Source organism: Scandinavium sp. M-37, assembly GCF_043558715.1.
GTDB classification, from domain to species: domain Bacteria; phylum Pseudomonadota; class Gammaproteobacteria; order Enterobacterales; family Enterobacteriaceae; genus Scandinavium; species Scandinavium vulneris_A.
Genome location: NZ_JBIGIN010000011.1, coordinates 102,032 through 128,664 on the forward strand (window position 1 = coordinate 102,032; position 26,633 = coordinate 128,664).

Sequence of the window (26,633 nt, forward strand, 5' to 3'; positions counted from 1 at the left end):
AAGACAATGCCAGATTATATGGATCACGTTCAGGAGCTACAGGCCGAATCACTGGCCCGTCATGTCGATGCCGCACGACTGAAATCGGGTGGCGCTGCTGTTTTGGTTTGCGTTGATTGTGACCGGCCAATTCCGGCTGAACGTCGCGCCGCCCATCCAACAGCTTTACGTTGTGTTTATTGTCAGTCGCTGCTGGAAGCCAACGCCAGACACTACCGGGGGCAGGCATGAGCATTCGCATAGAAATTGGCGACCGCTATGTCGTCACCAGTGATCAGTTTCAGTTTATTTTGCATGAGAAGAAAACAGCTAAAACCGGGAAAAATGCCGGTAATGAATGGCTGGATGTTGTCGGCTATTACACTAAGTTGGATCAGCTCGTTAAGACTCTGATGTTGCATGATGCATTAACGGGCGAAGCCCGCGCTTTCGCTGAGCTAGCAGCGCAAATTGAGCAAGTCAGTCAGGCGTGTGCGGAGGCGTTTGGCGTTAATGACCGCTGAAAGAATGGGGCGCATTGCCCCTACACCTCCACCGCCATTTTCCAAAAGCACCGACAAGCCATTTGTCGGTGCTTACCCGTTCAACGCGCCCCGCGAGGCCATCGGGCGCGAGAGACCTCTTACACGTGACGAACTGCGTCAGGTGCAAGGCGTTTTATCAAAGATTGACTACCTGCCATATTTCCTGAGTTCGCTCTTTACCTCGCGCTACGACTATATCCGCCGGAACAAAAGCCCGATGCATGGGCTGTATTTTCTCAAGTCGACATTCCTGCGTCGTTTATGGCCGCGCATCGAGCGCGTCAATCAGCGTAACGAAATGAATGCTGATGCCTCTCTGCTGTTCCTGACCGAGCGCGAGAACTACGCCCGACTGCCGGGAATGAATGACAAAGAGCTGAAGAAATTCGCTGCCCGCATCGCCGCGCAGCTTTTCATCATGTATGAGGAATTAAGCGATGCCTGGGCGGAAGCGCGCGACGGCAAAGAATCGCTATTTACTGATGAGGCGCAGGCTCACCTTTATGGTCATGTGGCTGGCGCGGCGCGTGCATTCAATATCACACCACTTTTCTGGAAGAAATACCGCAAAGGTCAGATGACAATCCGCCAGGCATTTTCCGCCGTGGCGCGTCTCATCAATGACGAGTGGTGGATTAACCAGTTTAAGGCGCAGCGTATGCGCTGGCATGAATCGCTGCTAATTGCTGCCGGTGAAGTCAATAAAGACCGCTCACCGTATGCCAGCAAAAGCGCCATCCGTGATGTGCATTCTCGCCGTCTGGCTAACCTCGAATACCTGAAATCCTGCGAACTCGAAAATAAAGTCACCGGTGAGCGTATCGATCTCATCAGTAAGGTGATGGGGAGTATTTCTAACCCTGAGATCCGCCGTATGGAGCTTATGAATACCATCGCCGGTATCGAGCGTTATGCCGCTAATGAGGGTGATGTCGGGATGTTTATCACGCTGACCGCACCGTCGAAATATCACCCGACTCGTCAGGTCGGCAAAGGGCAAAGTAAAACCGTTCAGCTTAATCATGGCTGGAATGATGAGGCGTACACCCCGAAAGATACGCAGCGCTATCTGTGCCACATCTGGAGCCTGATGCGTACAGCGTTTAAGGATAACGATTTACAGGTTTACGGAATGCGCGTGGTTGAGCCGCATCATGACGGCACGCCACACTGGCACATGATGCTGTTTTGCAAACCCGGCCAGCGCAAAGAAATTACCGACATCATGCGCCGCTATGCCCTGAAAGAGGATGGTGACGAGCGGGGCGCTGCGAAACAGCGCTTTCAGGCGAAGCATCTCAATCAGGGTGGTGCTGCGGGCTATATCGCGAAGTACATCGCAAAAAATATCGACGGTTACGCCCTCGATGGCCAGCTCGATCATGACACAGGCAAACCACTACAGGATACCGCTGCCGCTGTAACGGCGTGGGCGTCGACGTGGCGCATACCTCAATTTAAACCGATTGGCTTGCCGACAATGGGCGCTTATCGCGAGCTGCGCAAACTGCCTCGTGGCGTCAGTATCGCTTCGGAATTTGACGAGCGCGTCGAAGCGGCTCGTGCTGCTGCCGATGAAGGAGAGTTTGATTTATACATCGCTGCGCAGGGCGGGGCGAATGTGCCACGCGATAGCCAGACTGTCAGGGTGGCCCGCAACGTGACTGATGAGGTCAACGACTACGAAGAAGATATCGAGCGCATCGTCGGGATTTATGCCCCGCACATCGGCGCTAATCACGTTCACGTTACCCGATCAGCAGACTGGCGCATTGTTCCAAAGCTTTTGGCCGTTGAGCCTTTGACTTTAAAAAGCGGTATCACCGCGCCTCGGAGTCCTGTCAATAACTGTAGAAAGCTCACCGCTGGTGATAAGCCAGTTATGACGCCTACACCGTCTGAGCACGCCGCAGCGGTGTTAAATCTGGTTGATAGTGGCGTTATCGGGTGGGATGACCCGGAAGTCGTGACGGTGCTCAGGAATGTATTAAAACGTGACGCAGTGCAGCAAAATGTTCGGATAGTAGGAATCAATCAGAGTGGTCAGGACAATACATTATAACTGAGCAGCGGTGCGACCAGTAAACAGAAAGGCAGTAAAATCAAATTATTACGAATATTTTGTGAAATTTACGAGATAGATATGGTATAAAAAGCAATTTAACTGTATATTTAAACAGTGGTGTGAGTGTTAGGAATCACAATATTACAAATAATACAATATCCATTCGTCTTACAGTTGTGCATGTTATTGATAATCACTATGATGTTCTGTAACTTTAACTCCTTATAGGGACTTTTTGAATGGAATGGGTTACTCACATCATTACTCTTTTAGCTGGTTTAGGGGCTGGTTGGACACTTCGGGTTGTATATACGTCTCGTAAAACAGCTGTTGAGATTAAATCAAACGACAATAACTACAACGTAAGCCAAAACCGAAACAAAGTATCGAACGGTAACATTGTTGGTCGTGATCAATCCGATTCTCATCACTGAGAGGTTAGGTTGTGTTCACCACTCATCAATCAGAACAACTTACGCAACAGAAAGACAATAAAGTCGATGGTGGCGGAAGTATTGTCGGCCGTGACCAGCATAATCATTTTTATGCACATCAAGGTATAAGTAGAGAGCTCCTTGATTTATATGAACGCTTAAAGATAGATGGTGTTGGTGAGCGCAGCATTGAGTTTTGTGAAAAACTTAATCACTACATGACGCCACAGACTGAAACTGACGTAAGAGGGCTTGATGCGAAGCTAGCTGATGGTAATCGTAATGATTTATTAATGGCTGCGAAGCTTATGAAAGAGCAAGCGACCAAAGCCATTATGAAGCGACAAACGTCTAAAACAGCACAAAGAATATTTGTTTTGATACTTGATCGCATATATTTTGATTTTCTATTAAAGGTTACTCCATTAATACAATGTGATAGCGATAGAGTCATTGTGGATGATAAAATAAGTCAAATCATTGAGTCGCTTTATTCAACGTTAGGAGAGAATCTTCTCGAGCTAACAGCTATTGATTTGTTGGGCCTGTTATTTTTTCTTGGTGGAAATTGTCATATAAGGTGGGATAAATGTTAATTTATCATCCTGCATTTGATGCATATCATTGTCTATTTCGTATGATCGCGCTTATTGATCATTTAAATGCAGTTGAAGTAGAAAAAATACGCATTTTGGATTTTTATATGATTTTCCCTGCATTGGTTTCCAAGATCAGAATGCCAGCAACTCATAATGATGCTAAGGCAGAGGCTAAGAAATATGTTAATGAGTACAGAGATCCAATAAGCCCATTGGCAACTTTTCGTGATATGCACCAAATTCAAATCTCAGCGTTAAAGTGTCTTGCGGCAGCTGGCCTAATAGATGTGGAGAAGTTAGAGCATGGTGTTATTATTAGAACTCCAATGGAAATACCTGATGGATTATTACTTGAAATGAAAGGTTTTCTAAATGAAAAAGCTTCAATATATGATTTCATTATTGAGAAGCTTTCACAGTTTCATCTATTGGGTAAGGATGGTTTAAAGGATAGAACACAGCTAATGGAGTATCGATATGACTTTTCTTAGTCCAACATTTCGAGTCAGTGAATTAAGAGTGTTCCAGCAAGGGCATCAGGCATTTAGTTGTAAGTTCCATAAAGGAGTTAATGTCCTGCGTGGTCGTAATAGCTCAGGAAAAACTACTATTATGGATTTGCTTGCCTATTCTTTGGGGGCGGAGAATATCCCATGGAAGCCGGAGGCTTTGCTCTGTACTGAAACATTAACCGAAGTCTATCTTAATGATGTTCCTGTGTGTTTCAAACGAGAGTTAGTTGCTAATGAAAACCAAAAACCTATTGTTTTTTATATGGGTGGGATTGAATTAGCATTGAAATCATCGCCTAGTGAGTGGCAAAAACACCCTTTCAAACGTTCTGAGAAATCATTAAGTTTCTCTCAAATAATTTTCAACATATTAGGTATGCCGTTAGCCCAGGGGGATGGTGCTTCAATACTGACGATGCACCAAATTTTACGAGTTTTGTATGCAGATCAGCCATCTCTCCATAGCCCTATATTTCGTGTGGATAGCTTTGATCGAGCTTTGACTCGTGAAACTGTTGGCGATTATCTTTGTGGTATTTATGATGATGATTTATATACTTCACAGATTCGGTTGAAGCAGGTTGATTCTGATTTAACTAAAAGCATCGGTGAGCTTAAAAGCATATTTAAAATATTAGGCCGTTCTGGTCAATCTGAAAGCATTCATTTTATTGATGAGCGTATTTTGGAATTAAAAACAAAAAAAGAAGAACTGCTTGCAAAACTTAATGAGATTAAACTCGGGCAGGGGAGTGAAAGTGATGGGTTACAGAATGATAAAGAAAAAACTGAGGCGTTAAGAAAATCTCTCAATAAAGCAAAGTCTCTTGAGCTTAAGAATAGAGACGAAATAGATCGTCTCTCATTTGATATTGCTGATTCGGAAATGTTTATTGCTGAATTAGAGTCCAGACTGCGCAATCTCAATGAGTCTGGCAAGGCTAGAGAGTATTTTAATGGAGTGCAATTTCAATTTTGCCCGAGTTGTCTAAGTGAACTTCACTCTGAGAATAATGCTGGTTGTCATTTGTGTAAGTCAAATTTAGATGATGGTGATGGTGCATCTAAATTATTGAGGATGAAGAACGAAATTGCTATTCAGCTAAAAGAATCAAAGTTTTTATTAGAGCACAAGAATAAAGAGCTTCAGAAATTAAAGAAAAACTCACCAGCATTGAAAAAAAACTATAAGAAATTAAGTGAAGAATATTCTTCTGTCTCGAATAATTGGCAAACTGTTTATGAAATTGAGTTTGAAAGTGTCTCGAGGGAATTGGGGGCTATTGATGCTGCAATCGATCAGGCTTATGAGCATCAGAAGCTTAATTCGGTAATTGAGGATCTTCAGCGGTCAAGAGATGGACTCCAATCCGAGAAAGAAAGACTGGAAAGTTATATAGAATCTCTTGAGTCGAAAGAAGAGAAACTTAAATCTGATGTGTCGGATGAAATCGAATCTACAACCATTAGACTTTTGAAGCAAGATTTCCATCTTCAGGCAGAGTTTATAGATCCTAAACAAGTCAAATTCAGCTTTGAGGATAATACTGTTTATGTTAATGGCTCGAAGAATTTTTCAGAAAGTTCTGCGGTTATTTTACGGCATCTTTTCCATTTGGCGCTATTAACTACAAGTTTGAAAAAACCATACATGAGACTCCCACGTTTTATGATGCTTGATGGTATAGATGACGGAGGAATGGAAAAAGGGCGAAGCCATAATCTGCAGAAAATAATAGTAAATGAAACTGCTAATTATGAGCATGATTTTCAGCTGATATTTGCAACCTCAGAGATCAATCCTGATTATGAGGATACTGAGTTAACTGTAGGTAGATATTACAATCCATCCGCTCGTTCTTTAGACGTTCGATATGTTGGTATTACACCAAATCTACTTGATGGAGCTTGAAGGTAGCACCATTCACATGCAGCATTCCCATGCTGCATGATTCCGCATGACTATTTTAGCTTCTGTATATCTAATGCCCGCCATAATTGACGGGCTTTTTTCATGTCATGCAACTGCATTAAAACCGCCCCCTAAAGCGGGCAGGCGTGGCGGGGAAAGCATTGCGCGCCCGGCATGGTGCTGATAATTATTTTCTCGCGTCTGAGCGTGTCGCTGTGAGGTCGTAATCTTTGCGGATGAGCGGTAAGGTGTCGCGGTGTATTGTCGGCGTGTGGCGCTGCTGTGAGCGTCTGATGCGGGGCAGTAAAAAGCCGCCTTTCGGCGGCTGCGATCGTTACTCGTCCTCGGGCTCGAGTGAGTATTTTTTAAAGCGGATAACCTCTTCGCCTGCCCATTCGTTCAGCTCCATGAAGCGTGACTGTAGCGGGCTGAGCTCGTTCCGTACAAAGACCTTCGCCACCTTCTCAACGTCACCCACTGAGCCCACGTTTTCCGGCTTGCCTCCCATGAGCTGGAACGGGATGCGATGTGCATCGAGCATATCGGCGGCGCTGACTTTCTTGATGTTAAAGAAATCATCTTTCGTCGCGACCTCGCTCAGCGGCACGATTTTGATACCATCTGCCTTACCGTTCGGCGCGTAGAAAAACAGGTTCTTAAAATTCCCCAATCCTTTCGAGTCACGCATCGCCTTGCGCAGCGCTTCGACGTCGGTGCTGCTTTGCGCGGCGTCGGTCACGTACATGATGTACCCGGCGTGCGCCCCGTTCTGGTAATACTTGCGGCGAAATAGGGTAGCGGATTCATTCAGCCAGGCGGAATTGAGTGCGCTCAGGTATTCCGGCAGGCCGTAGAGCTCCTGATTGATGTCCGGCTCCAGCAGGTGAAATACCGAGCCGGGGGCGAACTGATGGGCATGCGCGAATGACTGAATGTACCAGTAAGCATCATCCTCGACGCCGCGCCGGGTGTATTTGGCCGGAGAGGTCTCAAATTTGACGGCCTTGCCGCTCAGGCTGCGGCGCATTTCGAGAAAGGCGTTACCGAAGACCAGAAAATCGAGCACAAAACGGCTGAAGTCCTGTCGGGATAATTTCGGGTGCGGAATGTAGGTCGACACCAGAATATTACGCTTCACGTAAATCGGTGAGCTGTGGTGCACGGCGGCCCGCATACTTTTCGCCAGCCCCGAGAAACTCACCGGCGGCTCGTACCACTGGCCATTATCGACGCACTCGACGTAATCGAGAATGTCGCGCCGGTCGAGTACCGCCGTCGGTTCGCCGAAGGTGAACGCCTCCATGCTCTGAGCGGGCGCGGCGGTATGCTGGCACGGCTTCGCGATGTACGGGTTTTTCTTGCTGCGTTTGCTCATTAATAAAATTCCATAATCGAGGATGAAGGCTGGCCGCTGGCGGCGGTCAGGGGTTCGTTAATCAATACGTGCATGGTCGCCCAGGCGAGATCGGCATGACTGGCTTCCTCGGTGCGGCTGGCCTCATAGGTGGCGCTGCGTCCGCTGCTGGTCATGGTTTTGCGGATGGACATAAACGACTGCGTGAGGTCGGTTGCGCCGACGTCATATTCGAGACAGCCGCGCGTGATGGTGTCTTTGGCTTTCAGCACCATCGCGGTCTTCATTTCCGGGGTGTAGCGGATTTCACGCGCGGCCGGGTAGAACGAGCGCACGAGCTGGAAGACGCCCTGACCGAGGCCGGTCGCATCGATGCCGATGTACTCGACGTTATATTTCAGCGTCAGCTCGCGGATGGATTCGGCCTGCTGCGCGAAGTCCATGCCTTTCCACTGGTGACGCTCAAGGATGCGGAATTTGCCCCCGGCGACCACCGGTGGCGCGATAACCACGCATCCGGCACTGTCGCCGCGTAATGACGGGTCATAGCCGACCCAGACCGGACGATGACCGAATGGCCGGTCGGCGAACGGCGCGACGTCCTCCCATTTCTCCAGACTGTCGACCATGCAGCGCTGTAATTCCTCGAACGGGAATACCGAGGCTTTATCGTCGACGAACTCGCACATAAACAAATTACGGAAGTCATCGACGCTGTTTTCCCGGCGCAGGGTGTCGATATTAAACAGGGTACAGCCTTTGGCGAGCGCGTCCTCAAGGGTGACAATCTGTCGCCACTGGCCGTCCGGGCAGGCGACGCCTTTCGCCAGTGCCGCGTGCGTGATATCGATATCGACGCGCTCGCTGGCATTTGACCGGCCACGGTTGAATTGCTCGCCGGACCAGAACGGATAAGCCCCGTGAGCTAGTGAGGACGGCGTCGAAAAATAGGTGGTGCGCAGGTGCTCCTGCGATGACATCCCGGAGGAGACTTTTTTCAGTTGCTGGAAGTTGGGGATCCAGAAGATTTCATCGACGTACAAATCACCGTTATGGCTTTGCGCGGTGTTGGAATTGGTGCCGAGAAAAATCAGCTTCGCGCCGTTGTTGCCGATGACAATCGGATCGCCGGTGAGCTCGACTTCAGCCAGCTTCGCAAACTGGATGATGTATTCACGGAACACGTAAGCCTGCGTTTTACTGGCCGACAGGAAAATCTGGTTGTTGCCGGTCTTCAGCGCCCGCATCAGCGCCTCGCGGGCAAAATAATACGTCGCGCCAATCTGGCGGGATTTGAGGATGTGGCGGATACGGTGCGCCAGCCCGGCGCGGTACCAGTCGAGCTGATACTCGAATGACTGGCCGAGGAAAATCTCCTCGAGCTTTTCGATAGCCTCATCGCTGAAAAAGTTTTTTTTCGGCTTCTTCTTCTCGCCCTTATTGCGGTTGGCGACGTTGGAATTTAAATCCGCCTCGTTGCCGGTCTGGCTGTAGCGGTTAACCCGCGCCAGACGCTCCATTTGTCGCGCCAGAAAGTCGGCGACCTTGAAATCGTGTGCCGTCAGGTCGGGCTTTGCATACAGCTGAATCAGCCGTGCTTCGAGCGTGGTTTCGACGCGCGTCAGCGGCGCGGTCGCTTCCCATTTGTCGCGCTGTTTCCAGCTTTGCACTGTGGGGCGTTTGGTCTGCAACATCTCCGCGATTTGCGGCACGGAAAAGCCCTGCCAGAACAGCAGCGCCGCCTGTCGTCGTGGGTCGCTCAGGAGAGTGGTCTCAGTGGTGATGGTCATGTTTGCCTCGCCGTGGTTGATACAGGGCAAGGCTAAAGAAACAGGGGCGGTGAATCGCTAAAGCCCTGTTGTGTCAGGGGTACGCCATCCGCAATCGATAGCCGCTGCGGGGGTGAGTCGGGAAACTAAGCCTGACCCGAAAACCCAACCTCAGGACACCTGACTCATGGCAAAAAAAGCCTCCAAAATCTCGAAATGGTTTCGCATCGGCGTCGAGGGTGACACCTGCGACGGTCGCGTCATCAGCGCCTCAGACATTCAGGAAATGGCCGACACTTTTGACCCTCGTGTCTACGGTTGCCGCATTAATCTCGAACATATCCGCAGTATCAACCCCGACGGCCAGTACGGCCGCTATGGCGACGTTGCCGAGGTGAAAGCCGAAGTCATCGATGATGACTCAGCGCTGAAAGGCAAGCTGGCGCTGTTTGGCAGAATCACCCCGCTCGATAACCTCATCGACATGGTGGCGAAAGGCCAGAAGGTTTACACCTCGATGGAAATTCGCCCGAACTTCGCCAACTCCGGCAAGTGCTATCTCACCGGGCTGGCCGTCACCGATGACCCGGCCAGCCTCGGCACTGAGTACCTCGAATTTTGCAGCCGCGCCACGGCGAACCCGCTGAACGGCAAGAAAGAGCAGCCGGGCGACCTGTTTTCGGTGGCGACCCTCGCCGAGCTGGAGTTTGAAGACCAGCCCGAAACCCTGCTCAACAAGCTGACCGACACCGTCAAAACCATTTTCGGCCGCAGGCAACAGAGCGATGACGCCCGTTTCGCCGACGTGCATGAAGCCGTGACCTCCATCGCCGAACGTGTACAGACCGGCGATGAAGCGGTTGAAGCCCGTTTTGCGGCACTGGAAACCGAACTCGCGACCCTGAAGCAGGACGTCGCCGCGCAGGGGAATGAAACGGCGCAGCAGTTCAGCACCATTAAAACCACTCTGGACAAAACCGAAAGCATTAAACAGCCGCGTCGCCTGCTGAGCACCGGCGGGGATGCGGCGGATGTGACGCTGACCGACTGCTGATTTACCCATTTCAAACAGGATAAAAATCAATGCGTAAAGAGACCCGTTTTAAATTCAACAAATACCTGAGCCGCCTCGCCGAGCTGAACGGTGTGGAGGTGCCGGACCTCGATAAAAAATTCAACGTCGAGCCGTCCGTCACGCAGAAACTCTTCGACAAAATCCAGCAGTCGTCCTCGTTCCTGCAACTCATCAACATGGTGACCGTGGGCGAGCTGACCGAGGAAAAAGTCGGCATCGATGTCACCGGCACCATCGCCAGCACCACCGACACCGACGGCGGTACCGAGCGTAAAACGGCGGACTTCTCGAAGCTGGACGCATTCCGCTACTTCTGCAAACCGGTCAACTTCGATTACAACCTGAAGTACAACAAGCTCGACCTGTGGGCGCGATTTGAAGATTTTCAGATCCGTATTCGTAACGCCATCATCAAGCGTCAGGCGCTGGATTACATCACTATCGGGTTTAACGGCACGAGCCGCGCACCCACCTCCGACCGGACGAAAAACCCGTTGCTTCAGGACGTGGCTGTCGGCTGGCTGCAAAAGTACCGCAACGATGCGCCAGAGCGCGTGATGTCACACGTCGTCGATGATGACGGTACGGTCATTTCCGACACGATTAAAGTCGGTAAAGGCGGGCATTACGCCAACCTCGACGCGCTGGTGATGGATGCGCACGAATCCCTGATTGAAGAAATTCACCGCGAAAACCCGGAGATGGTCGTTATCTGCGGCCGTCGTATCCTGACCGACAAATATTTCCCGATGATTAACAAGTTCCAGGCCAACAGCGAACAGCTCGCCGCAGAGCTGATTGTCAGCCAGAAAACCATCGGTCAGCTTCAGGCGGTGCGTGCGCCGTTCTTCCCGGCGAACAGCGTGTTCATCACCACGCTGGATAACATTTCCATCTACCTGTACGAAGACGGCCACCGCCGCCACATCGTCGAAAATCCGAAACTCGACCAGGTGGAAAACTACGAGCAGGTGAAAGTCGATTTCGTTATCGAGGATTACGCGGCCGGTTGCCTGATTGAAAACATCGAAATCCTCGAGCAGGACGAAGAGGCCACCCCGGAAGCGGCGAGCGCGAAAGTGTTTGCGGCCGAAATGGTGAAAGCCATGCAGGCGCTGACGGACGGGGTCGTCACTCAACATGCAGACGCCCCAAATGCTGACGTGCATACCGACGGCGGGGAGGCGTAACCGATGGCGAGCCCCGCACGGCGTCACGTGATGCGGGTCTCGGCCGAACAGGCATCGCAGCGGGAACAGCGCCCGCTGCGCCATGCCACGGCTTACGAGCAAATGCTCGTTAAGCTGGCCGCAGACCGCAGGACGCTTTCACAAATCCATTCACGGGAACGCAAGGCAGAGAAAAAGCGCGAGCTGCTGCCGTTTTACCTGCCGTGGGTAACCGGCGTGCTCGAGACCGGCACCGGGGCGCAGGATGACATCCTGATGACCGTGCTGCTGTGGCGTCTCGATGCCGGGGATATTCCCGGCGCGATTGAGATTGCCCGCTACGCGCTGCGTTTTGGCCTGTCGATGCCAGACGGTCACGCGCGCACCGCGCCGTACATGCTGGCCGAAGAGGTGGCGCTGGCCGCACTTCGCGCCCGCGCTGCCGGTCAGCCGGTGGATGTGCAGCCGCTGCTGAACGTTATTGAGATGACCCGCATCGCCGACATGCCTGACGAGGTTCGCGCCCGCCTGCATAAGGTCGCCGGTCTTATCCTGCGCGATGCCGGGCTGCTGACAGAGGCGATGACGCACCTGCAACGCGCCATTCAGCTCGATGACAGTTGCGGTGTGAAAAAAGACATCGAACGTCTCGGCCGGGAGCTGAAGCCGAAGCCTGTCGCCCCGGTGAAGAAAACCCCGCTGAAGCCTGCGAAAAAGGCCACCAAAAAAACAACCGATTCACCGGCGAAACGGGGGCGTGGTCGCCCGAGGAAAGTCGCCGGTTAACAGAATGCGCCCCGCGCCGGGCGGCACGCTGGCCGAGGTAGGTGTTTCACCTGAGCAGAGGCCAGCGTCCACCGCCCACCTATTTCAGAGGTAGTCATGACGACGCTTGTAGTCAGTAACCCGGCACGACCGCGCGAGCCGCTGGTCATTCCGCCGGTGCCGGACGATGAACCGGTAATAAAAAACACCGGCTTTTTCCCGGACGTTGACCCGAAGCGCGTGCGGGAAGAGATGCGCCTCGAGCAGACGGTTTCCCCTGTGCGCCTGCGCCGGGCGATTAAGGCCGGAATGGCCGAAACCAACGCCGAGCTGCGCGACTGGCGCGACCTTCAGCTCGGGGCCGGTCACGCGACGCTCGCGGAGGTGCCGACCGATGAGCTCGACGGTGAAAGCGTGCGTGTTTTCCACTATTTCAACGCCGTGTGTGCCATGACCACCGCCACGCTCTATGAGCGTTATCGTGGGGTGGATGCGAGCGCCAAAGGCGACAAAAAGGCCGACAGCATCGACAGCACCATCGATGAGCTGTGGCGGGATATGCGCTGGTCCGTGGCCCGTATCCAGGACAAAGCCCGTTGCATCGTGGGGCAAATCTGATGAACGTCATCGCGCAGCAGGGCGACACCCTCGACGCCCTGTGTCATCGCCACTATGGCCGTACTGAGGGCATTGTCGAGGCGGTGCTCGCCGCTAATCCGGGTCTGGCTGAGCGGGGGGCCATTCTGCCGCACGGTACGTCCGTCAGTCTGCCGGTCGTCGACACCGCCGCCGTCACGGAGACCCTTAACCTGTGGGATTAACGATGGAAAAAATCACAACGTTTCTGACGTACTGGTTTTCCGTGGCGCTGGCCTATTTCGGCACGCAGACCCCGGAAAAACTCGCGCTGTATGTCGGCGGCGGCTGCGCCATTTTCACCGCGCTGGTGAATTTCTGGTACCGCCGCCAGACCTACCGCTATCTCGTTGCGGCCGGAATCGATAAGGGGGTGATCCGTGGCCTCAGTCGTTAAACGTTGCAGTGTGGCCGTCGTGCTGGCGCTGGCGGCACTGGTGCCTGATTTTCGTCTGCTGAATACCTCTCCGGACGGTCTCGCCCTGATTGCAGACCTTGAAGGGTGCCGTCTGCGGCCCTACCAGTGCAGCGCGGGCGTGTGGACGTCAGGCATCGGCCACACTGCCGGGGTGGTACCGAAACGCAATATCACCGAACACGACGCAGCGGTGAATCTGGTCGCCGACGTGCTCAATACTGAGCGTCGGCTGGCGGTCTGCGTGCCAGTGAAGATGCCGCAGCCGGTCTATGACTCGCTCGTCAGTTTCGCCTTTAACGTCGGCACGGGTACGGCCTGTCGCTCGACGCTGGTCTCATTTATCAAACGTCAGCAGTGGGCGCAGGCCTGCGACCAGCTCAACCGCTGGGTCTACGTGAACGGCGTCAGAAATACCGGACTTGAAAATCGTCGCGCCCGGGAATGGTCGCGCTGTATGCAGGGGGCAAAATGAAAACACTGATGATTTTACTGGCTGTGGCCGGGCTGGCGCTGGTCTGGCTGAAGCATGAAAACAGCAAGCTCAGCCGCGCGTTTACCCGCGCGAATGACGTCGCCAGCGCCCAGAAACGCACTATCGGCATGCTGAAAGACCAGCTACTCACCGCGCAGCGCCTGAGTGCGGACAATGACCGGGCGCAGGTGCGACTGCGCCAGAAACTCGCCGCGGCCGGAACGCGGGCCGCGCGTCGGGAGCGAACCATCACGAGGTTACTCAATGAAAACGAGGATTTACGCCGCTGGTACAGCGCTGAGCTGCCTGCTGCTGTGCGCAGCCTGCACCGACGCGCCCCGTGCATCGCAGCCGGTCGTTGTGCTGAACGCCTGCCCGAGGGTCAGCCTGTGTCCGATGCCGGGCAGTGACCCGTTAACCAATGGAGACCTGAGCGCTGACATTCGCCAGCTCGAAACCGCGCTCGAAAGCTGTGCGCTTCAGGTCGAAACGATTAAAGCCTGTCAGGATAAAACCGATGTTCAAACCGAAGAGTCTGCGCAACGCCTTAACTGATGCCGTGCCGGTGCTGAAAGCGAACCCCGACATGATGCGCATTTTTATCGATAACGGGAAACTGGCCTCCACGCTTGCGACATCGCTGTCGTTTGAGAATCAATACACCCTCAACGTGGTAGTGACCGATTTTCCGGGCGATATTGATTTGATCCTCGTGCCGATTCAGGCATGGCTGCGGGTTCAGCAGGCCGACATCATGACTACGGATGAGGGGCGTAAACGTGGCTTCATTTACGAGGCAGACATTAACAACGACGACAGCATCGACCTCAGCATCAGCCTGTTACTGACCGAGCGCACTATCGTCAAAGAAGTCGGGGCCGAGCTGCATATCGAGCACGCGGCCGAACCGCAGCCGCCAGAGCCGGTGACCCGCCCGATGAAGCTGTATGTTCACGGCGAGCTTGTGAGCGAATGGGATGAATGAATTTAAACCCTTTGATGACCGGCTGGCCGGGTTGATTGCGGCGCTGACACCGGCGAGCCGTCGACGGATGGCCACTGAAATCGCTAAGACGTTACGCACCCGACAGCAGCGTCGTATCAAAACGCAGAAAGCCCCGGACGGCACCCCATATGCCGCCAGAAAACGCCAGCCGGTCAGGGCCAAAAAGGGCCGGGTAAAGCGCGAGATGTTCGTGAATCTGCGTACTAACCGCTTCATGAAAGCTAGCGGGCGCGATGATGCGGCGGTCGTGGAGTTTACCGGGAAGGTTCAGCGTATCGCGAAGGTGCACCAGTACGGACTGAAAGACAAGCCAGGAAGAAACAGCAAGCCGGTACAGTACCAGATGCGCCAGCTAATTGGATTCACCCAAACTGACCTTGATGCCATTGAAAGTATTATCAGTAAGACTTTAGATTAGATCATAGATCTTCCCTCTGTAAGTGAGGTATTTTATTTGGCAAAACAGAGAGGTGACTATGGATGAGAAAAAGTATCAGGTCTTTGTAAGCTCGACTTATGAAGATTTGTTCCTGGCACGCAAGAAAATTATTGAAACCGTATTGAGCTTGTACCACTTCCCAGTGGGCATGGAAATGTTTAGTGCCGATGATTCTGACCAGTGGGACATTATTAAAGGAATGATTGATGGCACTGATTATTACGTTGTAATCATTGGCCATAAATATGGTTCAATTGCTCCCTCTGGTGTGAGCTACACTGAAATGGAGTATGATTATGCGAAGTCACTTGGTGTACCTGTTCTTGCATTTATTCGTAACCGAAATGTTGGGACCACACCTAGCGAAAGGGAAAGCGATTCATTAAAAAATGAGCGTCTTGAAAAATTTGTAGAAAAAGCTAAGTCAAACAAAATGTGCGACTTTTGGGACTCGATAGATGATTTGGCTACTAAGGTTGCAATCGCGCTCCCCAAAATAATGATGCGAAAACCTCAGACAGGATGGGTTAGAGGAAACCAATCTATTAGCAAGGAAATTTCAGAGGAACTAGCTGAGCTTTCCTTAGAAAATAGAAATTTAAGAGAGCGCGTGCGCGATTTCGAAAGTCAGACTCAGGGTGATAAACCTATACTAAATGTTTCAGTAATTGAATCGAACATTCAAATGAAATTTACTCCTTTTGAATGCCAGCAGGAATACATTAAAAAAATCACACTGGAAGATATTCCATCCGATTTGAGTATCTATGTGACTCAGGAAATGATTGATGGCTATAATAAAAACATACCATCAGATAATGAAGTTGACAAATATAATCATAAGTTATTTCGATACTCTAACTACACACATAATTCATTAGAGCTAAATCCAGTAATAGTAAACTCGGGAAGGCGACTTGCAACAGATATTTATGTGGAGATTGAATTTCCTGAATTCATCACCGTGCTGGATAGCTCAAATGAATCGGAGTACATCATAGAGCCTGAGTTAAAACTTCCTGTATCTCCATTAATAAAAGCACGAGAAAAGAAAGACCTCCCTGCAATTTTTGCACCTATTGGGAACTTAATCGATGGTTTAAGAGATTATCAGCATGTTTTCAATGATGATATCCTTCTTGGTAGGTTGAATAGAATATCTAGTGTATCGCCTGGATTTTCACCCAATAGAAATTCGTGGGTAAATTGTGAAGAGCATTCAATTACATTGCGTGCAAAAAAACTACTTCAAAGTCTAAAAATAGATTTTGACTCGGTAGTGATAGTCCCAACAGGCACTGGTTCAGGATTGATTAAAGTCAAAATCATTTGCGAGGAGTTTGTAGAGCCTATTTATTACACGCGAGAGATTACTGTCAGTTAGATTATCATTATGTATAGCTGAATAATCCATTCAGAATTGCCGTCTTCTTCCTTAGGCGGCATTCTTACTTGTGTAAATACTTATGCTAAGAACTAGTGTTATCTGATGTTTTTTAAATCGCATACTGATTTATTAAGTTTGACAAAGTTATTAAACCCAATTATTAACCATGCGCCAAAGCCAAACAATGCAACGACAGCAATAATCAACCATTTTTTTGCGTGTCTTTCGGAAGAAATTGCAGTCTGTAATTCTGACTGCATGTCAGGATCGTCAGTCGTTATATAAACACAAGCATTTTTGAGGTCTGGAGTGGTTTCTGCTTTTTTTACGAGATTCAAGCAGTCGAGTTTGTTGTAGGACTGATTGTTAGTTTTGTTATAAACTCGATGCTTTGATATATATAACTCTTCTTTGCTATCGGTGTTGTAGGTAACATAGCCTGGCTTCATATATGGTGCATTGTATATGATTTCAAAGGCTATACTCATTAACAATAGGCCAAAAAAGATAGCGTTCACCAACTGGAGCCGAATAGTGCGCTTAACACCGACGGGGCCAAAAAAACTTGTAAAACGCAATGTTGAACGATCTATCCTGCCATCATTTAGCGCATCGGATATTAGTTTGGCATCTTCAGGGGAAACAGTTCTGACGCCTCGCTTTAGTCTGAATAATTGCTGGTTGTAAATTTTTTCATCATATTCCATGTAGTGACTATCACTGTATTTTACTCGAAATAACTTGAGTAAAAGCCCGATGAAAAAACTAATGCTTGGTTGTTTAATGAAAATGATAACAAGACAAAGGATTAAGAAGTAAACTTTATACTCGCCAAGCATCCCAGAAACAAATTCATTCATTTTCGATCCCTTTTTGTTGAAATGTTCGATTGATAATGCATTTTTCTAGCACTGAATTAAACCGGTATTGTGTCAAACACTATCCAACCATGTTTAATGGCTACTGAGATTATATTGCTACATTCTCATGTCATGAACAATCTCTCTTCAATTCAAGATATTTTGCGCCTGCTGCGCAATCTGATCCGCACCGGGGTCATCATCGAGACTGACCTCGATGCCGGTCGCTGTCGCGTCCAAACCGGCGGTATCGTTACCGACTGGCTTCAGTGGCTGACTTCCCGCGCCGGGCGCTCGCGCACGTGGTGGGCTCCCTCCGTAGGTGAGCAGGTATTAATTCTTGCCGTGGGCGGTGAGCTCGATACGGCGTTTGTCCTGCCCGCTATTTTCTCTGATGACCATCCCGCACCCTCGGCCTCCGCCGACGCGTTTCACATTGCCTTTCCTGATGGGGCGGTCATCGAGTACGAACCCGAGACCGGGGCGCTTTCGGTTACCGGCATCACTACCGCCGACATCACGGCGAAAGAGTCTATTACCGCCACGGTGCCGGTCGTCATGGTTAAGGCGTCGACCCGAGTCACCCTCGATACGCCCGAAGTCGTGTGTACCAACAAGCTCATCACCGGCACGCTCGAAGTGCAAAAGGGCGGGAAGATGAGCGGTGACATTGAGCACGCAGGCGGGAAATTTACCTCCAACGGCGTGCAGGTGGATGACCATGACCACGGCGGCGTCGAGCGCGGGAACAGCCGGACGGAGGGTACGAAATGACGACCCGCTATCTCGGTATGAACCGGGAGACCGGCCGGGCCATTACCGATGCCGACCATATCCGCCAGAGCGTGAGCGATATCCTGCGCACGCCGGTCGGGTCGCGGGTGATGCGTCGTGATTATGGCTCGCTGCTGTCTTCCCTGATTGATATGCCGCAAAACGATGCGCTGAACCTTCAGATGATGTGTGCCTGTTACATGGCGCTGCTGAAGTGGGAGCCCCGCGTCACCATCACGTCGCTGACGATTGAGCATCAGTTTAACGGCCAGATGGTGGTTGACCTGACCGGTGAAATTAAAGACTCAGCCGCCCCTTTATCCCTGACCATTCCAGTGAGTTGAACCTATGGCCATTATCGACCTGAGCCAGCTCCCCGCGCCCGACGTGGTGGAAACGCTGGATTATGAATCCATCCTGGCCGAGCGTAAGGCGACCCTGATTTCGCTCTACCCGGAAGACCAGCAGGAGGCTATCGCCCGCACGCTCGCGCTGGAATCCGATCCGCTGGTGAAATATCTGGAAGAAAATTCATACCGCGAAGTGTTATGGCGTCAGCGAGTGAACGAGGCCGCGCTGGCCGTCACGCTGGCGTACGCCGAAAATAACGACCTCGACGTGATGGCCGCGAACACCAATACCGCCCGCCTGATTATCACCCCGGCCGACGACAGCACCATCCCGCCGACACCGGCGGTCATGGAGTCCGACACGGATTTTCGTCTGCGGGCGCAACAGGCTTTTGAGGGCTTAAGTGTCGCGGGGCCGGTAGGGGCGTATGAGTTTCACGGCCGCAGCGCCGACGGTCGGGTCGCTGACATTTCCGTCATCAGTCCTGAGCCTGCGTGCGTGACCATTTCCGTGCTTTCCCGCGAGGATAACGGGGCGGCATCGGATGCGCTGCTGGCGGTGGTACGTCACGCGCTTAACGGCGAAGACGTCAGACCGGTCGCCGACCGGGTGACCGTCCAGTCGGCGGAGATTATTCACTACACGATAGACGCGACGCTCTTCATTTTCCCCGGCCCGGAAAGCGAACCCATCCGCGCTGCAGCCGAAGCAAAACTGAAAGCCTACATCAGCGCTCAGCACCGGCTCGGGCGTGACATTCGACAGTCTGCCATTTACGCCGCCCTGCATGTGGAAGGGGTGCAGCGGGTCGAGCTGGCGGCACCGGCCGCAGACATCGTGCTCGATAAAACGCAGGCGTCTTTCTGCTCGGATTATCAAATCAGGCTCGGGGGCTCGGATGAGTGAGGCACGTCTCCTGCCGGTCGGGTCATCGCCGCTGGAGGTGGCCGCCGCCCGCGCCTGTGCGGAAATCGAAAACACCCCGATCCCGTTACGCCGCTTATGGAACCCGACCGACTGCCCGGTGAATCTGCTGCCGTGGCTCGCCTGGGCGTATTCCGTCGACCGCTGGGACAGTGACTGGCCGGAAGAGACAAAACGCGACGTTATTCGGGCAGCTTTTTACATTCACCGGCGCAAAGGCACCATCGGTGCAGTGCGCCGCGTGGTCGAGCCATTGGGGTATGTGATTAACGTGACGGAGTGGTGGGAAACCAGTGACCCGCCCGGCACCTTTCGCCTCGATATTGGCGTGCTGGAAACCGGCATTACCGAGGAAATGTATCTCGAGATGGAGCGGCTCATTGCCGATGCCAAACCCGCCAGTCGTCACCTCCTCGGGCTCAACATCATTCAGGACGTCGCCGGTTATCTCTTCGCCGGGGGCGTCAGTTATGACGGCGACATCATTACCGTATATCCGGGCTAAGTGAGAGCAGAATGACAGTGAAATATAAAACAGTGGTCACCACGGCCGGGGCGGCAAAATTTGCGGCCGCACTGACGCCGGGTGGCAAAAAGGTCAACATCGTGGCGATGGCCGTCGGTGACGGGGGCGGTACGCTGCCCGAGCCGAACACCGGCCAGACAAAACTCATCAATGAGGTCTGGCGTCATCCACTGAACAAAATCAGCCAGGACAACAAGAAGAAAAATTATGTGGTAGCCGAGCTGGTTATTCCGCCAGAAACGGGCGGCTTCTGGCTGCGTGAAATGGGGTTGTACGATGACACCGGCACGCTGGTTGCCGTCGGTAATATGGCCGAGAGTTATAAGCCAAAACTGGAAGAAGGTTCCGGCCGGGCGCAGACCCTGCGCATGGTGATCATCCTGTCCGACCTTGAGTCGGTCGAACTCGCCATCGACTCATCAATGGTGATGGCCACGCAGGATTACGTCGATGACAAAATCGCGGAGCACGAACAGTCGCGCCGCCATCCTGACGCCACGCTGAAAGAGAAAGGGTTTACCCAACTCAGCAGTGCCACCGACAGCGCGTCTGAGGCGCTCGCTGCGACGCCGAAAGCGGTGAAGACGGCTTATGACCTTGCCAAAGGCAAATACACGGCTCAGGACGCGACCACAGTGCAAAAAGGGATTGTGCAGCTCAGCAGTGCGACCGACAGCACGTCTGAAACACTGGCGGCAACCCCGAAAGCAGTGAAAGCCGCGAACGACAATGCTAACGGGCGCGTACCGGGCACCCGCAAGGTGAACGGCCGGGCACTGACGGGAGATATCAGTATCACCGTGCAGGATATCTTTAACGGTCAGGCGGTGAGCATCGGCAATGCAATTGACCTGAACGCATACACCACGCCGGGGCTGTATTATCAGGCCGCTAACGCGCAGGCGGTGAGCGGGAAGAATTACCCGGAACCAAATGCCGGGTCGCTTGAAGTGTATAAACACGCTGGCGTCACGCAGATTTACCGGGTGTATAACCATTCACGCTCTTACATCCGCACGATGTACAGCGGAGCCTGGTCAGCCTGGACTAAACAGTATGACGCGGCAAACAAACCGACCCCGGCTGACATTGGTGCGGTGTCAAAAGGTGGGGATACCGTCACCGGCACGCTGAAAGTGGCCGCAGAGGTACAAACCACGTCCTCGAACAGTTTCCGAATGGTGTACGGCAATTATGGCTCGTTCTGGCGGCAGGACGGCTCTAACCTCTATCTCATGCTCACCAATTCCGGTGACTGGTACGGCGGGTATAACAGCCTCAGGCCATTCTCGGTAAACCTGACGACAGGCGATGTGACCATCAATAAATTAGGTCTGGTCAATTTTGCCAACTTTGATGCGCGCTATTACACCAAGGCACAATCAGATGCGGGTTACATGCCAAAGACGGGCGCATATACCAAAGCCGAAAGCGACGGGCGATTCCAGCCTAAAGGCTCCTTTGGTGCGCCTAACTCCGCATCCAAAGCGGCGAATGGTTGGTGGCAGTGCGGCAGTACCGGCATCATTGAGCAGTGGCTTCAGGGGGCGACCATGACCAGTGAAAAGACGCAGGCGATCACCTTCCCGAAAGCTTTCCCGTCGGCGTGTCTGTCGATTTCAGTCAGCACGTTAAACGTGAATAACAACACCGGCACCGAGGGGATGTTTCAGCTTGTCTCAAAAACGAAGACCGGCTGCGTGGTGATGGCAAACAGGGCGTACGGTAGCGTCGGACAGGTCGCGGTACTCATTCATGCGGTGGGGTACTGATATGAATATGATTTACTACAGCGCTGAAATGTCGGGCTTTTATTTTGAAGCTGACCGATCGCTTTATGAAGCGGCGGGAAGCTGGCCTGCTGATGCGCAGGCAATCTCTGACCGCTGGTATCAGCATTTAATCGAAGGGCAAACCAAAGGGCATTCTATTGTGCCCGATGAATACGGTCAGCCGGTGCTGAAAGCGATCGAGACAGATTACCCGGCCATTGCCGAAGCACAAAAGCAAACCCTCATCAGTGACGCAATGCAGTCAGTCGGGGTTATTCAACTCAAGTTACAGGCCGGTCGGGCATTAAGTGAGACCGAATCGGCAAAACTGGCCGCAGTACTGGATCACATCGATGACATTGAAAAAATCAGTACGGTGTCAGTGACCGGCCCGGTCGACTGGCCGGTGCTGCCGGTGTAACCCTGTCAGGTTGATATACATTTTTATGCTTTGATTGTGGAGGGTGCAGAAAATTAGGCATGCCAGAAAGTCATCACGTTAATAGCCGCTTACGAATTTTTGTTAAAAATTATCCTTGTACGCTATACACTAATTCCGCAATTTTATGAGGGATAATGTATGGCGTTAAATGGAAAATTTCTTCTCAATGGTGCAGATATTGCGCCGCTCACTTTTCCCGGCGTTGGAACATTTATGGCGTTTTCGGGCAATGGCGCTTATAAAAACCGGGGGAATTGTGGTAAATACCCCGAAAACGGTTCTATCCCGGTGGGTCGTTATTGGATTGTAGGGCGCGGTAGTGGTGGTCCTGTGTCCAAAGTAATAGCGTTTGTGAAAGATTCATATAATAAATACCACAGTGGGGCTGAATTCGCCCGTTCTGAATGGTTTGCGTTATATCCTAATGACTGGAATATAGACGACACGGCATGGATTGAGGGGGTTAAGCGCGAACATTTTCGATTGCACCCAGGTGTTTTATCTGATGGATGTATAACGCTGGTGAATAATTCAGAATTTGGCGTATTACGTAATGCATTAATAAATACATCACAAATTCATGTGCCATGTATGAAAGATATGATGGCCTACGGCATGATTGAGGTTGTCAGCAATGGCTATAACCCTTGCCCGTAGAATTGCAAAAATCGTCTGGTTTGTACTGTTGTTCTGTTTGGGTGCAAGGCTGATAGATCCCGCTGCATTCATCAGTCTGGACACGACACAGCGTTTTGCTGAGTGGGTACACGGTTATTCAAGCCAGGAAAACTTCGATGATTTATGGGTGCTGGCGTGGGTTGTGTGTTCGCTGGTGTTCGCCATTGTTGGCTATTTAGTCTCGATGTTGATAATCCGCAAAGTGCGCCGCTAAGGGCGCATTTTTTTCAGACTGTTGTACGCTCATTCCACGCATCGGCGAACTGGACATTGCCATCAACATAATGCCAGGTGATTTTCTCGTAATTTAGGCTGACGCTTTCAACATGATTAATCTGCGGGCTGGCAAGTTTCACGTTTGGAATAGAGGTGTTGACGCTCGTTACTTTCACGTTTTCGAGCAGGATGATGTAATAGCAAACTTCCTGACCCGCATCATTAATGTTATAGAAACGAATCTCCGCACTTTTCAGAGCCTGCCCGGTAGCTACTGCACGATTAAGATAAGGGGAAGAGCTATCAATTTCTTTTTCCAGCATCATTGATGAATGCTGGCGCGTGCCGGTAATTTTACCACTCGCAGTGTCTACCGGTAATGTCAGGCCATGTGACAGCCCAATAATCTCAATGCTCCCTTCACGATCCCGAACATCAACCGAACCTTTAATATCCGCGCCGCCGTCGTCTTTCAGCCACATATACGCTGGGATTGGCATTTCCTTTTCCTTATGTTGTTAGTAAATCCACAGGGAAAGTGTAAGTACTGAGGGGCGGCGAGTAAACGATCATTTTTTTACAGATCATTTCCATGTGCAGATTTTCTTTCTCGTATTCATGCAAATTACTTTATGTGCCATCAACCATCCATCACTGACAAATATATCCTCTGCGGACGGGCCGGGATAATAGCACTCACCCCAACCCTACGGAGTTAAACGGATGAGTGATTTTCATCACGGTGTGCAGGTCGTCGAAGTCAACGACGGCACGCGCATCATTTCCACGGTTTCCACCGCCATTGTCGGCATGGTCTGTACGGCCAGCGATGCTGACGTCGAAACCTTCCCGCTCAATGAGCCGGTGTTAATTACCAACCCGCAAAGCGTCATCGGGAAAGCAGGTACCGAAGGCACGCTCGCCAGTTCACTACAGGCCATCGTTGACCAGTCAAAGCCGGTGACCATTGTCGTGCGTGTGGAAGAAGGCACCGGCGACGATGAGGAAGCGGCGCATGCGCAGACGATTTCTAACATCATCGGCACCACCGATGAGAACGGGAAATATACCGGACTGAAAGCGCTGTTGACCGCGCAGGCGGTGACCGGCGTCAAGCCGCGTATTCTCGGCGTGCCGGGTCTAGATTCACTGGAGGTGGCTACCGCACTTGTGTCGGTGGCGCAAAAATTGCGGGCTTTCGGCTATGTCAGCGCCTGGGGCTGCAAAACTATTTCTGATGCCATCAAATACCGCGACAACTTCAGCGCCCGCGAGCTGATGGTTATCTGGCCGGATTTCCTGTCGTGGGATACCACGGCTAACGCGACGGAAACGGCATATGCCACCGCACGAGCGCTCGGCCTGCGTGCCAAAATCGACAATGACACCGGCTGGCACAAAACCCTGTCAAACGTCGGCGTGAATGGCGTCACCGGTATCAGTGCGTCTGTGTTCTGGGATTTACAGGAGCCCGGCACCGATGCCGATCTGCTGAACGAGGCAGGCATCACCACGCTGATCCGCAAAGACGGTTTCCGCTTCTGGGGTAACCGCACCTGCTCAGATGACCCGCTTTTCCTGTTTGAAAACTACACCCGCACCGCGCAGGTTATCGCCGACACAATGGCCGAAGCGCATATGTGGGCGGTCGATAAACCGGTGACCGCCACACTCATTCGCGACATCGTTGACGGCATCAATGCGAAATTCCGCGAGCTGAAAACCGGGGGCTATATCGTTGATGCGACCTGCTGGTTTGACGACAGCGCCAACGATAAGGAGTCGCTCAAGGCCGGGAAGCTGTATCTGGATTACGACTATACGCCGGTACCGCCGCTCGAAAACCTGACCCTGCGCCAGCGCATTACCGACAAATACCTGGCGAATCTCATCTCGTCTGTGAACAGCAAATAAGGAGCCTGAGACATGGCATTACCCCGCAAGTTAAAGCTCATGAATCTGTTTGTTGATGGCACGAACTTTCTCGGTGTCGTCCAGTCGGTGACGCTGCCAAAGCTGACCCGCAAACTCGAAAAATATCGCGGCGGCGGGATGAACGGTGCGGCCCCTGTCGACCTCGGTCTCGATGATGATGCGCTGGCGGCGGAGTTTTCCCTCGGCGGATTTCCGGATGACGTTATCTGGTCGCTCTACGCTGCGGCGACAGCCTCGGCGGTGCCGCTGCGTTTTGCGGGCTCTTACCAGCGCGACGACACCGGCGAGACGGTACCGGTCGAAGTGGTGCTGCGTGGCCGTCAGAAAGAAATCGACACCGGCGACGCCAAACAGGGCGAGGACACCGAGTCGAAAATCTCGATGGATTGCACCTATTACAGGCTCACCCTCAACGGAAAGGAACTGGTCGAAATCGACACCCTGAACCTGATTGAGAAGGTCAACGGCGTCGACAAGCTCGAAGAGCATCGCCGAAACATCGGCATGTAATGTTCACCCGGTCAGCGCCGCTGGCCGGGCTTCCCTGAATACTGAATGAGACAGAGGCATCATGAAAAAAGCTGAAAACCAACACGTCATCACCCTGGTAAAAGCCATCACGCGCGGTGAGACCGAAATTAAAGAGGTGACCCTCCTGAAACCGACCGCCGGAACCCTGCGCGGTGTCGGGCTGGCGGCGGTGGCAAACTCGGACGTCGATGCGCTGATTAAGGTGCTGCCGCGCATGACCCTGCCGTCGCTGACCGAGCAGGAGGTTGCCGCGCTGGAGCTGCCAGACCTGCTGAGTTTCGCCGGTGAGGTGGTCGGTTTTTTGTCACCGAATTCGGCGGCGTAACTTTCCCGAAAAATTTCTCGGTTGATGACCTGATGGCCGACGTCGCAGTGATTTTTCACTGGGGGCCATCAGAGCTGTATCCCCTGAGTATTCCCGAGCTCATCACATGGCGCGACAAGGCGCTACAGCGAAGCGGAAACACGAATGAGTAATAACCTCAAACTCGAAGTGCTGCTGAAAGCTGTCGACCAGGCAACCCGACCTTTTAAATCCATCCAGACAGCGAGCAAATCGCTGTCGGGTGATATTCGCTCGACGCAGCAGTCGTTACGCGACCTGAACGGTCAGGCATCGAAAATCGACGGTTTTCGTAAGAGCAGCGCCCAACTGGCCGTTACCGGGCAGTCACTTGCCAAAGCGAAGCAGGAAGCGACCGCGTTGTCGGTGGCCTTTAGAAACACCGAAAATCCGACGAAAGCGCAGGCTCGCGCAATGGAGCTTGCCCAAAAGAATGCGGCTGACTTACAGCTCAAATATAACGGGCTGCGTCTGTCTGTACAGCGTCAGCGGCAGGCGCTCGGGCAGGCGGGGATTAATACCCGGACACTGGCGAGCGATGAGCTGCGTCTGAAAAATTCCATCAGCCAAACGACGGCGCAGTTAAACCGCCAGCGTGAAGCACTGGCGCGGGTCAGTGCGCAGCAGGCGAAATTATCCGCTGTGAAAGCCCGCTATGAGTCCGGGCAGGCGCTCGCTGCCGGGGCGCGAAATGCAGGTATGGCCGGGGTTGGTGTGGCAACGGCGGGCACGCTGGCCGGGGTGA

The 26,633-nt window shown here is 52.2% G+C and carries 34 protein-coding genes and 1 pseudogene; 31 read left to right on the forward strand and 4 right to left on the reverse strand.

The features are described from left to right. Nucleotides 1-6: 6 nt before the first annotated feature. From ACG0Z5_RS10310 to ACG0Z5_RS10335, 6 genes are all read left to right on the forward strand, one after another. Nucleotides 7-231: a TraR/DksA C4-type zinc finger protein gene (locus ACG0Z5_RS10310; protein WP_394447041.1), complete on the forward strand. Its 225-nt coding sequence runs from the start codon at nt 7-9 to the stop codon at nt 229-231. Then, on the forward strand, nt 228-503 hold the full coding sequence (locus tag ACG0Z5_RS10315) for a DUF5405 family protein (RefSeq protein WP_394447043.1): 276 nt from the start codon (nt 228-230) through the stop codon (nt 501-503). The genes ACG0Z5_RS10310 and ACG0Z5_RS10315 overlap by 4 nt, the downstream gene beginning before the upstream one ends. Continuing rightward, nucleotides 493-2,586 carry a replication endonuclease gene (locus ACG0Z5_RS10320; protein ID WP_394447045.1) on the forward strand — a complete coding sequence of 698 codons (2,094 nt, stop codon included), beginning with the start codon at nt 493-495 and terminating at the stop codon, nt 2,584-2,586. The genes ACG0Z5_RS10315 and ACG0Z5_RS10320 overlap by 11 nt, the downstream gene beginning before the upstream one ends. A gap of 448 nt (nt 2,587-3,034) precedes the next feature. Then, nucleotides 3,035-3,619 carry an ABC-three component system protein gene (locus ACG0Z5_RS10325; RefSeq protein WP_394447047.1) on the forward strand — a complete coding sequence of 195 codons (585 nt, stop codon included), beginning with the start codon at nt 3,035-3,037 and terminating at the stop codon, nt 3,617-3,619. Next, the gene (locus tag ACG0Z5_RS10330; protein ID WP_394447049.1) at nt 3,613-4,113 is read left to right on the forward strand and encodes an ABC-three component system middle component 5; all 501 of its coding nucleotides are present in this window, start codon (nt 3,613-3,615) and stop codon (nt 4,111-4,113) included. The genes ACG0Z5_RS10325 and ACG0Z5_RS10330 overlap by 7 nt, the downstream gene beginning before the upstream one ends. Next, the gene (locus ACG0Z5_RS10335) at nt 4,100-6,046 is read left to right on the forward strand and encodes an AAA family ATPase (protein ID WP_394447051.1); all 1,947 of its coding nucleotides are present in this window, start codon (nt 4,100-4,102) and stop codon (nt 6,044-6,046) included. Before ACG0Z5_RS10330 ends, ACG0Z5_RS10335 begins: the two co-directional genes overlap by 14 nt. Before the next feature lie 334 nt (nt 6,047-6,380). Here ACG0Z5_RS10335 and ACG0Z5_RS10340 read toward each other — a convergent pair whose 3' ends face one another. Both ACG0Z5_RS10340 and ACG0Z5_RS10345 read right to left on the reverse strand, forming a co-directional pair. Next, complete coding sequence (locus tag ACG0Z5_RS10340) at nt 6,381-7,421, reverse strand: phage portal protein (RefSeq protein WP_394447053.1); 1,041 nt, start codon at nt 7,419-7,421, stop codon at nt 6,381-6,383. Continuing rightward, nucleotides 7,421-9,190 carry a terminase ATPase subunit family protein gene (locus ACG0Z5_RS10345; protein WP_394447055.1) on the reverse strand — a complete coding sequence of 590 codons (1,770 nt, stop codon included), beginning with the start codon at nt 9,188-9,190 and terminating at the stop codon, nt 7,421-7,423. The genes ACG0Z5_RS10340 and ACG0Z5_RS10345 overlap by 1 nt, the downstream gene beginning before the upstream one ends. Nucleotides 9,191-9,356: 166 nt before the next feature. Here ACG0Z5_RS10345 and ACG0Z5_RS10350 point away from each other — a divergent pair, with 166 nt between their 5' ends. From ACG0Z5_RS10350 to ACG0Z5_RS10405, 12 genes are all read left to right on the forward strand, one after another. Next, complete coding sequence (locus tag ACG0Z5_RS10350; RefSeq protein WP_394447057.1) at nt 9,357-10,223, forward strand: GPO family capsid scaffolding protein; 867 nt, start codon at nt 9,357-9,359, stop codon at nt 10,221-10,223. A 29-nt stretch (nt 10,224-10,252) separates the two neighbouring features. Continuing rightward, entirely contained in the window at nt 10,253-11,434 is a 1,182-nt protein-coding gene (locus ACG0Z5_RS10355) for a phage major capsid protein, P2 family (protein ID WP_394447059.1), read from the forward strand. Between the two features lie 3 nt (nt 11,435-11,437). Further along, complete coding sequence (locus tag ACG0Z5_RS10360; RefSeq protein ID WP_394447061.1) at nt 11,438-12,199, forward strand: terminase endonuclease subunit; 762 nt, start codon at nt 11,438-11,440, stop codon at nt 12,197-12,199. Between the two features lie 96 nt (nt 12,200-12,295). Continuing rightward, nucleotides 12,296-12,796 (forward strand): head completion/stabilization protein, encoded by a 501-nt coding sequence (locus ACG0Z5_RS10365; protein ID WP_159757868.1) that lies wholly within the window; start codon nt 12,296-12,298, stop codon nt 12,794-12,796. After that, nucleotides 12,796-12,999 carry a tail protein X gene (locus ACG0Z5_RS10370; RefSeq protein WP_394447064.1) on the forward strand — a complete coding sequence of 68 codons (204 nt, stop codon included), beginning with the start codon at nt 12,796-12,798 and terminating at the stop codon, nt 12,997-12,999. The genes ACG0Z5_RS10365 and ACG0Z5_RS10370 overlap by 1 nt, the downstream gene beginning before the upstream one ends. Beyond that, nucleotides 12,990-13,211 carry a hypothetical protein gene (locus ACG0Z5_RS10375; protein ID WP_032634204.1) on the forward strand — a complete coding sequence of 74 codons (222 nt, stop codon included), beginning with the start codon at nt 12,990-12,992 and terminating at the stop codon, nt 13,209-13,211. Before ACG0Z5_RS10370 ends, ACG0Z5_RS10375 begins: the two co-directional genes overlap by 10 nt. After that, nucleotides 13,195-13,704, forward strand: a complete 510-nt coding sequence (locus ACG0Z5_RS10380) for a lysozyme (protein ID WP_394447066.1) — start codon at nt 13,195-13,197, stop codon at nt 13,702-13,704. The genes ACG0Z5_RS10375 and ACG0Z5_RS10380 overlap by 17 nt, the downstream gene beginning before the upstream one ends. After that, a complete protein-coding gene (gene lysB / locus ACG0Z5_RS10385; protein ID WP_394447068.1) occupies nt 13,701-14,114 on the forward strand; it encodes an Rz-like lysis system protein LysB in 414 nt (137 codons plus the stop codon). The genes ACG0Z5_RS10380 and lysB overlap by 4 nt, the downstream gene beginning before the upstream one ends. Further along, nucleotides 14,017-14,259, forward strand: a complete 243-nt coding sequence (gene lysC / locus ACG0Z5_RS10390) for an Rz1-like lysis system protein LysC (RefSeq protein ID WP_394447096.1) — start codon at nt 14,017-14,019, stop codon at nt 14,257-14,259. The genes lysB and lysC overlap by 98 nt, the downstream gene beginning before the upstream one ends. Beyond that, nucleotides 14,222-14,689: a phage tail protein gene (locus ACG0Z5_RS10395; RefSeq protein ID WP_159757880.1), complete on the forward strand. Its 468-nt coding sequence runs from the start codon at nt 14,222-14,224 to the stop codon at nt 14,687-14,689. Before lysC ends, ACG0Z5_RS10395 begins: the two co-directional genes overlap by 38 nt. Continuing rightward, nucleotides 14,682-15,128: a phage virion morphogenesis protein gene (locus tag ACG0Z5_RS10400; RefSeq protein ID WP_394447070.1), complete on the forward strand. Its 447-nt coding sequence runs from the start codon at nt 14,682-14,684 to the stop codon at nt 15,126-15,128. The genes ACG0Z5_RS10395 and ACG0Z5_RS10400 overlap by 8 nt, the downstream gene beginning before the upstream one ends. 58 nt (nt 15,129-15,186) lie before the next feature. Then, complete coding sequence (locus ACG0Z5_RS10405; protein ID WP_394447072.1) at nt 15,187-16,533, forward strand: DUF4062 domain-containing protein; 1,347 nt, start codon at nt 15,187-15,189, stop codon at nt 16,531-16,533. Between the two features lie 98 nt (nt 16,534-16,631). Here ACG0Z5_RS10405 and ACG0Z5_RS10410 read toward each other — a convergent pair whose 3' ends face one another. Next, nucleotides 16,632-17,396, reverse strand: coding sequence for a hypothetical protein (locus ACG0Z5_RS10410; protein ID WP_394447074.1), 765 nt, complete (start codon nt 17,394-17,396; stop codon nt 16,632-16,634). Between the two features lie 132 nt (nt 17,397-17,528). On the opposite strand from ACG0Z5_RS10410, the gene ACG0Z5_RS10415 reads away from it, so the two are divergent. The 8 genes from ACG0Z5_RS10415 to ACG0Z5_RS10450 all read left to right on the forward strand — a co-directional run bounded on the left by ACG0Z5_RS10415 (nt 17,529) and on the right by ACG0Z5_RS10450 (nt 23,077). After that, nucleotides 17,529-18,170, forward strand: a complete 642-nt coding sequence (locus tag ACG0Z5_RS10415; protein WP_394447098.1) for a phage baseplate assembly protein V — start codon at nt 17,529-17,531, stop codon at nt 18,168-18,170. Beyond that, on the forward strand, nt 18,167-18,514 hold the full coding sequence (locus ACG0Z5_RS10420) for a GPW/gp25 family protein (protein ID WP_394447075.1): 348 nt from the start codon (nt 18,167-18,169) through the stop codon (nt 18,512-18,514). Before ACG0Z5_RS10415 ends, ACG0Z5_RS10420 begins: the two co-directional genes overlap by 4 nt. Nucleotides 18,515-18,518: 4 nt before the next feature. After that, on the forward strand, nt 18,519-19,427 hold the full coding sequence (locus tag ACG0Z5_RS10425) for a baseplate assembly protein (protein ID WP_394447077.1): 909 nt from the start codon (nt 18,519-18,521) through the stop codon (nt 19,425-19,427). Then, nucleotides 19,420-19,950, forward strand: a complete 531-nt coding sequence (locus tag ACG0Z5_RS10430) for a phage tail protein I (protein WP_258964619.1) — start codon at nt 19,420-19,422, stop codon at nt 19,948-19,950. Before ACG0Z5_RS10425 ends, ACG0Z5_RS10430 begins: the two co-directional genes overlap by 8 nt. A gap of 11 nt (nt 19,951-19,961) precedes the next feature. Further along, a complete protein-coding gene (locus tag ACG0Z5_RS10435; protein WP_394447080.1) occupies nt 19,962-21,743 on the forward strand; it encodes a phage tail protein in 1,782 nt (593 codons plus the stop codon). Between the two features lies 1 nt (nt 21,744). Then, the gene (locus tag ACG0Z5_RS10440) at nt 21,745-22,164 is read left to right on the forward strand and encodes a tail fiber assembly protein (protein ID WP_394447082.1); all 420 of its coding nucleotides are present in this window, start codon (nt 21,745-21,747) and stop codon (nt 22,162-22,164) included. 159 nt (nt 22,165-22,323) lie between these two features. Beyond that, the gene (locus ACG0Z5_RS10445) at nt 22,324-22,842 is read left to right on the forward strand and encodes a DUF2778 domain-containing protein (protein ID WP_394447084.1); all 519 of its coding nucleotides are present in this window, start codon (nt 22,324-22,326) and stop codon (nt 22,840-22,842) included. Next, complete coding sequence (locus ACG0Z5_RS10450) at nt 22,820-23,077, forward strand: hypothetical protein (protein ID WP_394447086.1); 258 nt, start codon at nt 22,820-22,822, stop codon at nt 23,075-23,077. Before ACG0Z5_RS10445 ends, ACG0Z5_RS10450 begins: the two co-directional genes overlap by 23 nt. 13 nt (nt 23,078-23,090) lie before the next feature. Here the strand turns inward: ACG0Z5_RS10450 and ACG0Z5_RS10455 are convergent, their stop codons facing one another. Then, nucleotides 23,091-23,579 (reverse strand): Hcp family type VI secretion system effector, encoded by a 489-nt coding sequence (locus tag ACG0Z5_RS10455; RefSeq protein WP_394447088.1) that lies wholly within the window; start codon nt 23,577-23,579, stop codon nt 23,091-23,093. A gap of 223 nt (nt 23,580-23,802) precedes the next feature. Here ACG0Z5_RS10455 and ACG0Z5_RS10460 point away from each other — a divergent pair, with 223 nt between their 5' ends. The 5 genes and pseudogenes from ACG0Z5_RS10460 to ACG0Z5_RS10480 form a co-directional block, all read left to right on the forward strand. Next, complete coding sequence (locus tag ACG0Z5_RS10460; protein WP_394447090.1) at nt 23,803-24,993, forward strand: phage tail sheath protein; 1,191 nt, start codon at nt 23,803-23,805, stop codon at nt 24,991-24,993. A 12-nt stretch (nt 24,994-25,005) separates the two neighbouring features. Next, complete coding sequence (locus ACG0Z5_RS10465) at nt 25,006-25,524, forward strand: phage major tail tube protein (protein WP_258989777.1); 519 nt, start codon at nt 25,006-25,008, stop codon at nt 25,522-25,524. A gap of 61 nt (nt 25,525-25,585) precedes the next feature. Beyond that, nucleotides 25,586-25,870, forward strand: coding sequence for a phage tail assembly protein (locus ACG0Z5_RS10470; RefSeq protein WP_394447092.1), 285 nt, complete (start codon nt 25,586-25,588; stop codon nt 25,868-25,870). Nucleotides 25,871-25,902: 32 nt separating this feature from the next. Then, nucleotides 25,903-26,022, forward strand: coding sequence for a GpE family phage tail protein (locus ACG0Z5_RS10475; protein ID WP_258964625.1), 120 nt, complete (start codon nt 25,903-25,905; stop codon nt 26,020-26,022). Then, nucleotides 26,015-26,633: pseudogene (locus tag ACG0Z5_RS10480) on the forward strand (phage tail tape measure protein); the annotation flags it as partial. The gene ACG0Z5_RS10475 and the pseudogene ACG0Z5_RS10480, both read left to right, overlap by 8 nt.

Coding starts and splice junctions, on each gene's coding strand:
- ACG0Z5_RS10310 (WP_394447041.1), top strand. CDS start 7: ATGCCAGATTATATGGATCACGTTCAGGAGCTACAGGCCGAATCACTG.
- ACG0Z5_RS10315 (WP_394447043.1), top strand. CDS start 228: ATGAGCATTCGCATAGAAATTGGCGACCGCTATGTCGTCACCAGTGAT.
- ACG0Z5_RS10320 (WP_394447045.1), top strand. CDS start 493: ATGACCGCTGAAAGAATGGGGCGCATTGCCCCTACACCTCCACCGCCA.
- ACG0Z5_RS10330 (WP_394447049.1), top strand. CDS start 3,613: ATGTTAATTTATCATCCTGCATTTGATGCATATCATTGTCTATTTCGT.
- ACG0Z5_RS10335 (WP_394447051.1), top strand. CDS start 4,100: ATGACTTTTCTTAGTCCAACATTTCGAGTCAGTGAATTAAGAGTGTTC.
- ACG0Z5_RS10340 (WP_394447053.1), bottom strand. CDS start 7,421: ATGAGCAAACGCAGCAAGAAAAACCCGTACATCGCGAAGCCGTGCCAG.
- ACG0Z5_RS10345 (WP_394447055.1), bottom strand. CDS start 9,190: ATGACCATCACCACTGAGACCACTCTCCTGAGCGACCCACGACGACAG.
- ACG0Z5_RS10350 (WP_394447057.1), top strand. CDS start 9,357: ATGGCAAAAAAAGCCTCCAAAATCTCGAAATGGTTTCGCATCGGCGTC.
- ACG0Z5_RS10355 (WP_394447059.1), top strand. CDS start 10,253: ATGCGTAAAGAGACCCGTTTTAAATTCAACAAATACCTGAGCCGCCTC.
- ACG0Z5_RS10360 (WP_394447061.1), top strand. CDS start 11,438: ATGGCGAGCCCCGCACGGCGTCACGTGATGCGGGTCTCGGCCGAACAG.
- ACG0Z5_RS10365 (WP_159757868.1), top strand. CDS start 12,296: ATGACGACGCTTGTAGTCAGTAACCCGGCACGACCGCGCGAGCCGCTG.
- ACG0Z5_RS10370 (WP_394447064.1), top strand. CDS start 12,796: ATGAACGTCATCGCGCAGCAGGGCGACACCCTCGACGCCCTGTGTCAT.
- lysB (WP_394447068.1), top strand. CDS start 13,701: ATGAAAACACTGATGATTTTACTGGCTGTGGCCGGGCTGGCGCTGGTC.
- ACG0Z5_RS10395 (WP_159757880.1), top strand. CDS start 14,222: ATGTTCAAACCGAAGAGTCTGCGCAACGCCTTAACTGATGCCGTGCCG.
- ACG0Z5_RS10400 (WP_394447070.1), top strand. CDS start 14,682: ATGAATGAATTTAAACCCTTTGATGACCGGCTGGCCGGGTTGATTGCG.
- ACG0Z5_RS10405 (WP_394447072.1), top strand. CDS start 15,187: ATGGATGAGAAAAAGTATCAGGTCTTTGTAAGCTCGACTTATGAAGAT.
- ACG0Z5_RS10410 (WP_394447074.1), bottom strand. CDS start 17,396: ATGAATGAATTTGTTTCTGGGATGCTTGGCGAGTATAAAGTTTACTTC.
- ACG0Z5_RS10415 (WP_394447098.1), top strand. CDS start 17,529: ATGAACAATCTCTCTTCAATTCAAGATATTTTGCGCCTGCTGCGCAAT.
- ACG0Z5_RS10420 (WP_394447075.1), top strand. CDS start 18,167: ATGACGACCCGCTATCTCGGTATGAACCGGGAGACCGGCCGGGCCATT.
- ACG0Z5_RS10425 (WP_394447077.1), top strand. CDS start 18,519: ATGGCCATTATCGACCTGAGCCAGCTCCCCGCGCCCGACGTGGTGGAA.
- ACG0Z5_RS10430 (WP_258964619.1), top strand. CDS start 19,420: ATGAGTGAGGCACGTCTCCTGCCGGTCGGGTCATCGCCGCTGGAGGTG.
- ACG0Z5_RS10435 (WP_394447080.1), top strand. CDS start 19,962: ATGACAGTGAAATATAAAACAGTGGTCACCACGGCCGGGGCGGCAAAA.
- ACG0Z5_RS10440 (WP_394447082.1), top strand. CDS start 21,745: ATGAATATGATTTACTACAGCGCTGAAATGTCGGGCTTTTATTTTGAA.
- ACG0Z5_RS10445 (WP_394447084.1), top strand. CDS start 22,324: ATGGCGTTAAATGGAAAATTTCTTCTCAATGGTGCAGATATTGCGCCG.
- ACG0Z5_RS10450 (WP_394447086.1), top strand. CDS start 22,820: ATGGCTATAACCCTTGCCCGTAGAATTGCAAAAATCGTCTGGTTTGTA.
- ACG0Z5_RS10455 (WP_394447088.1), bottom strand. CDS start 23,579: ATGCCAATCCCAGCGTATATGTGGCTGAAAGACGACGGCGGCGCGGAT.
- ACG0Z5_RS10460 (WP_394447090.1), top strand. CDS start 23,803: ATGAGTGATTTTCATCACGGTGTGCAGGTCGTCGAAGTCAACGACGGC.
- ACG0Z5_RS10465 (WP_258989777.1), top strand. CDS start 25,006: ATGGCATTACCCCGCAAGTTAAAGCTCATGAATCTGTTTGTTGATGGC.
- ACG0Z5_RS10470 (WP_394447092.1), top strand. CDS start 25,586: ATGAAAAAAGCTGAAAACCAACACGTCATCACCCTGGTAAAAGCCATC.
- ACG0Z5_RS10475 (WP_258964625.1), top strand. CDS start 25,903: ATGGCCGACGTCGCAGTGATTTTTCACTGGGGGCCATCAGAGCTGTAT.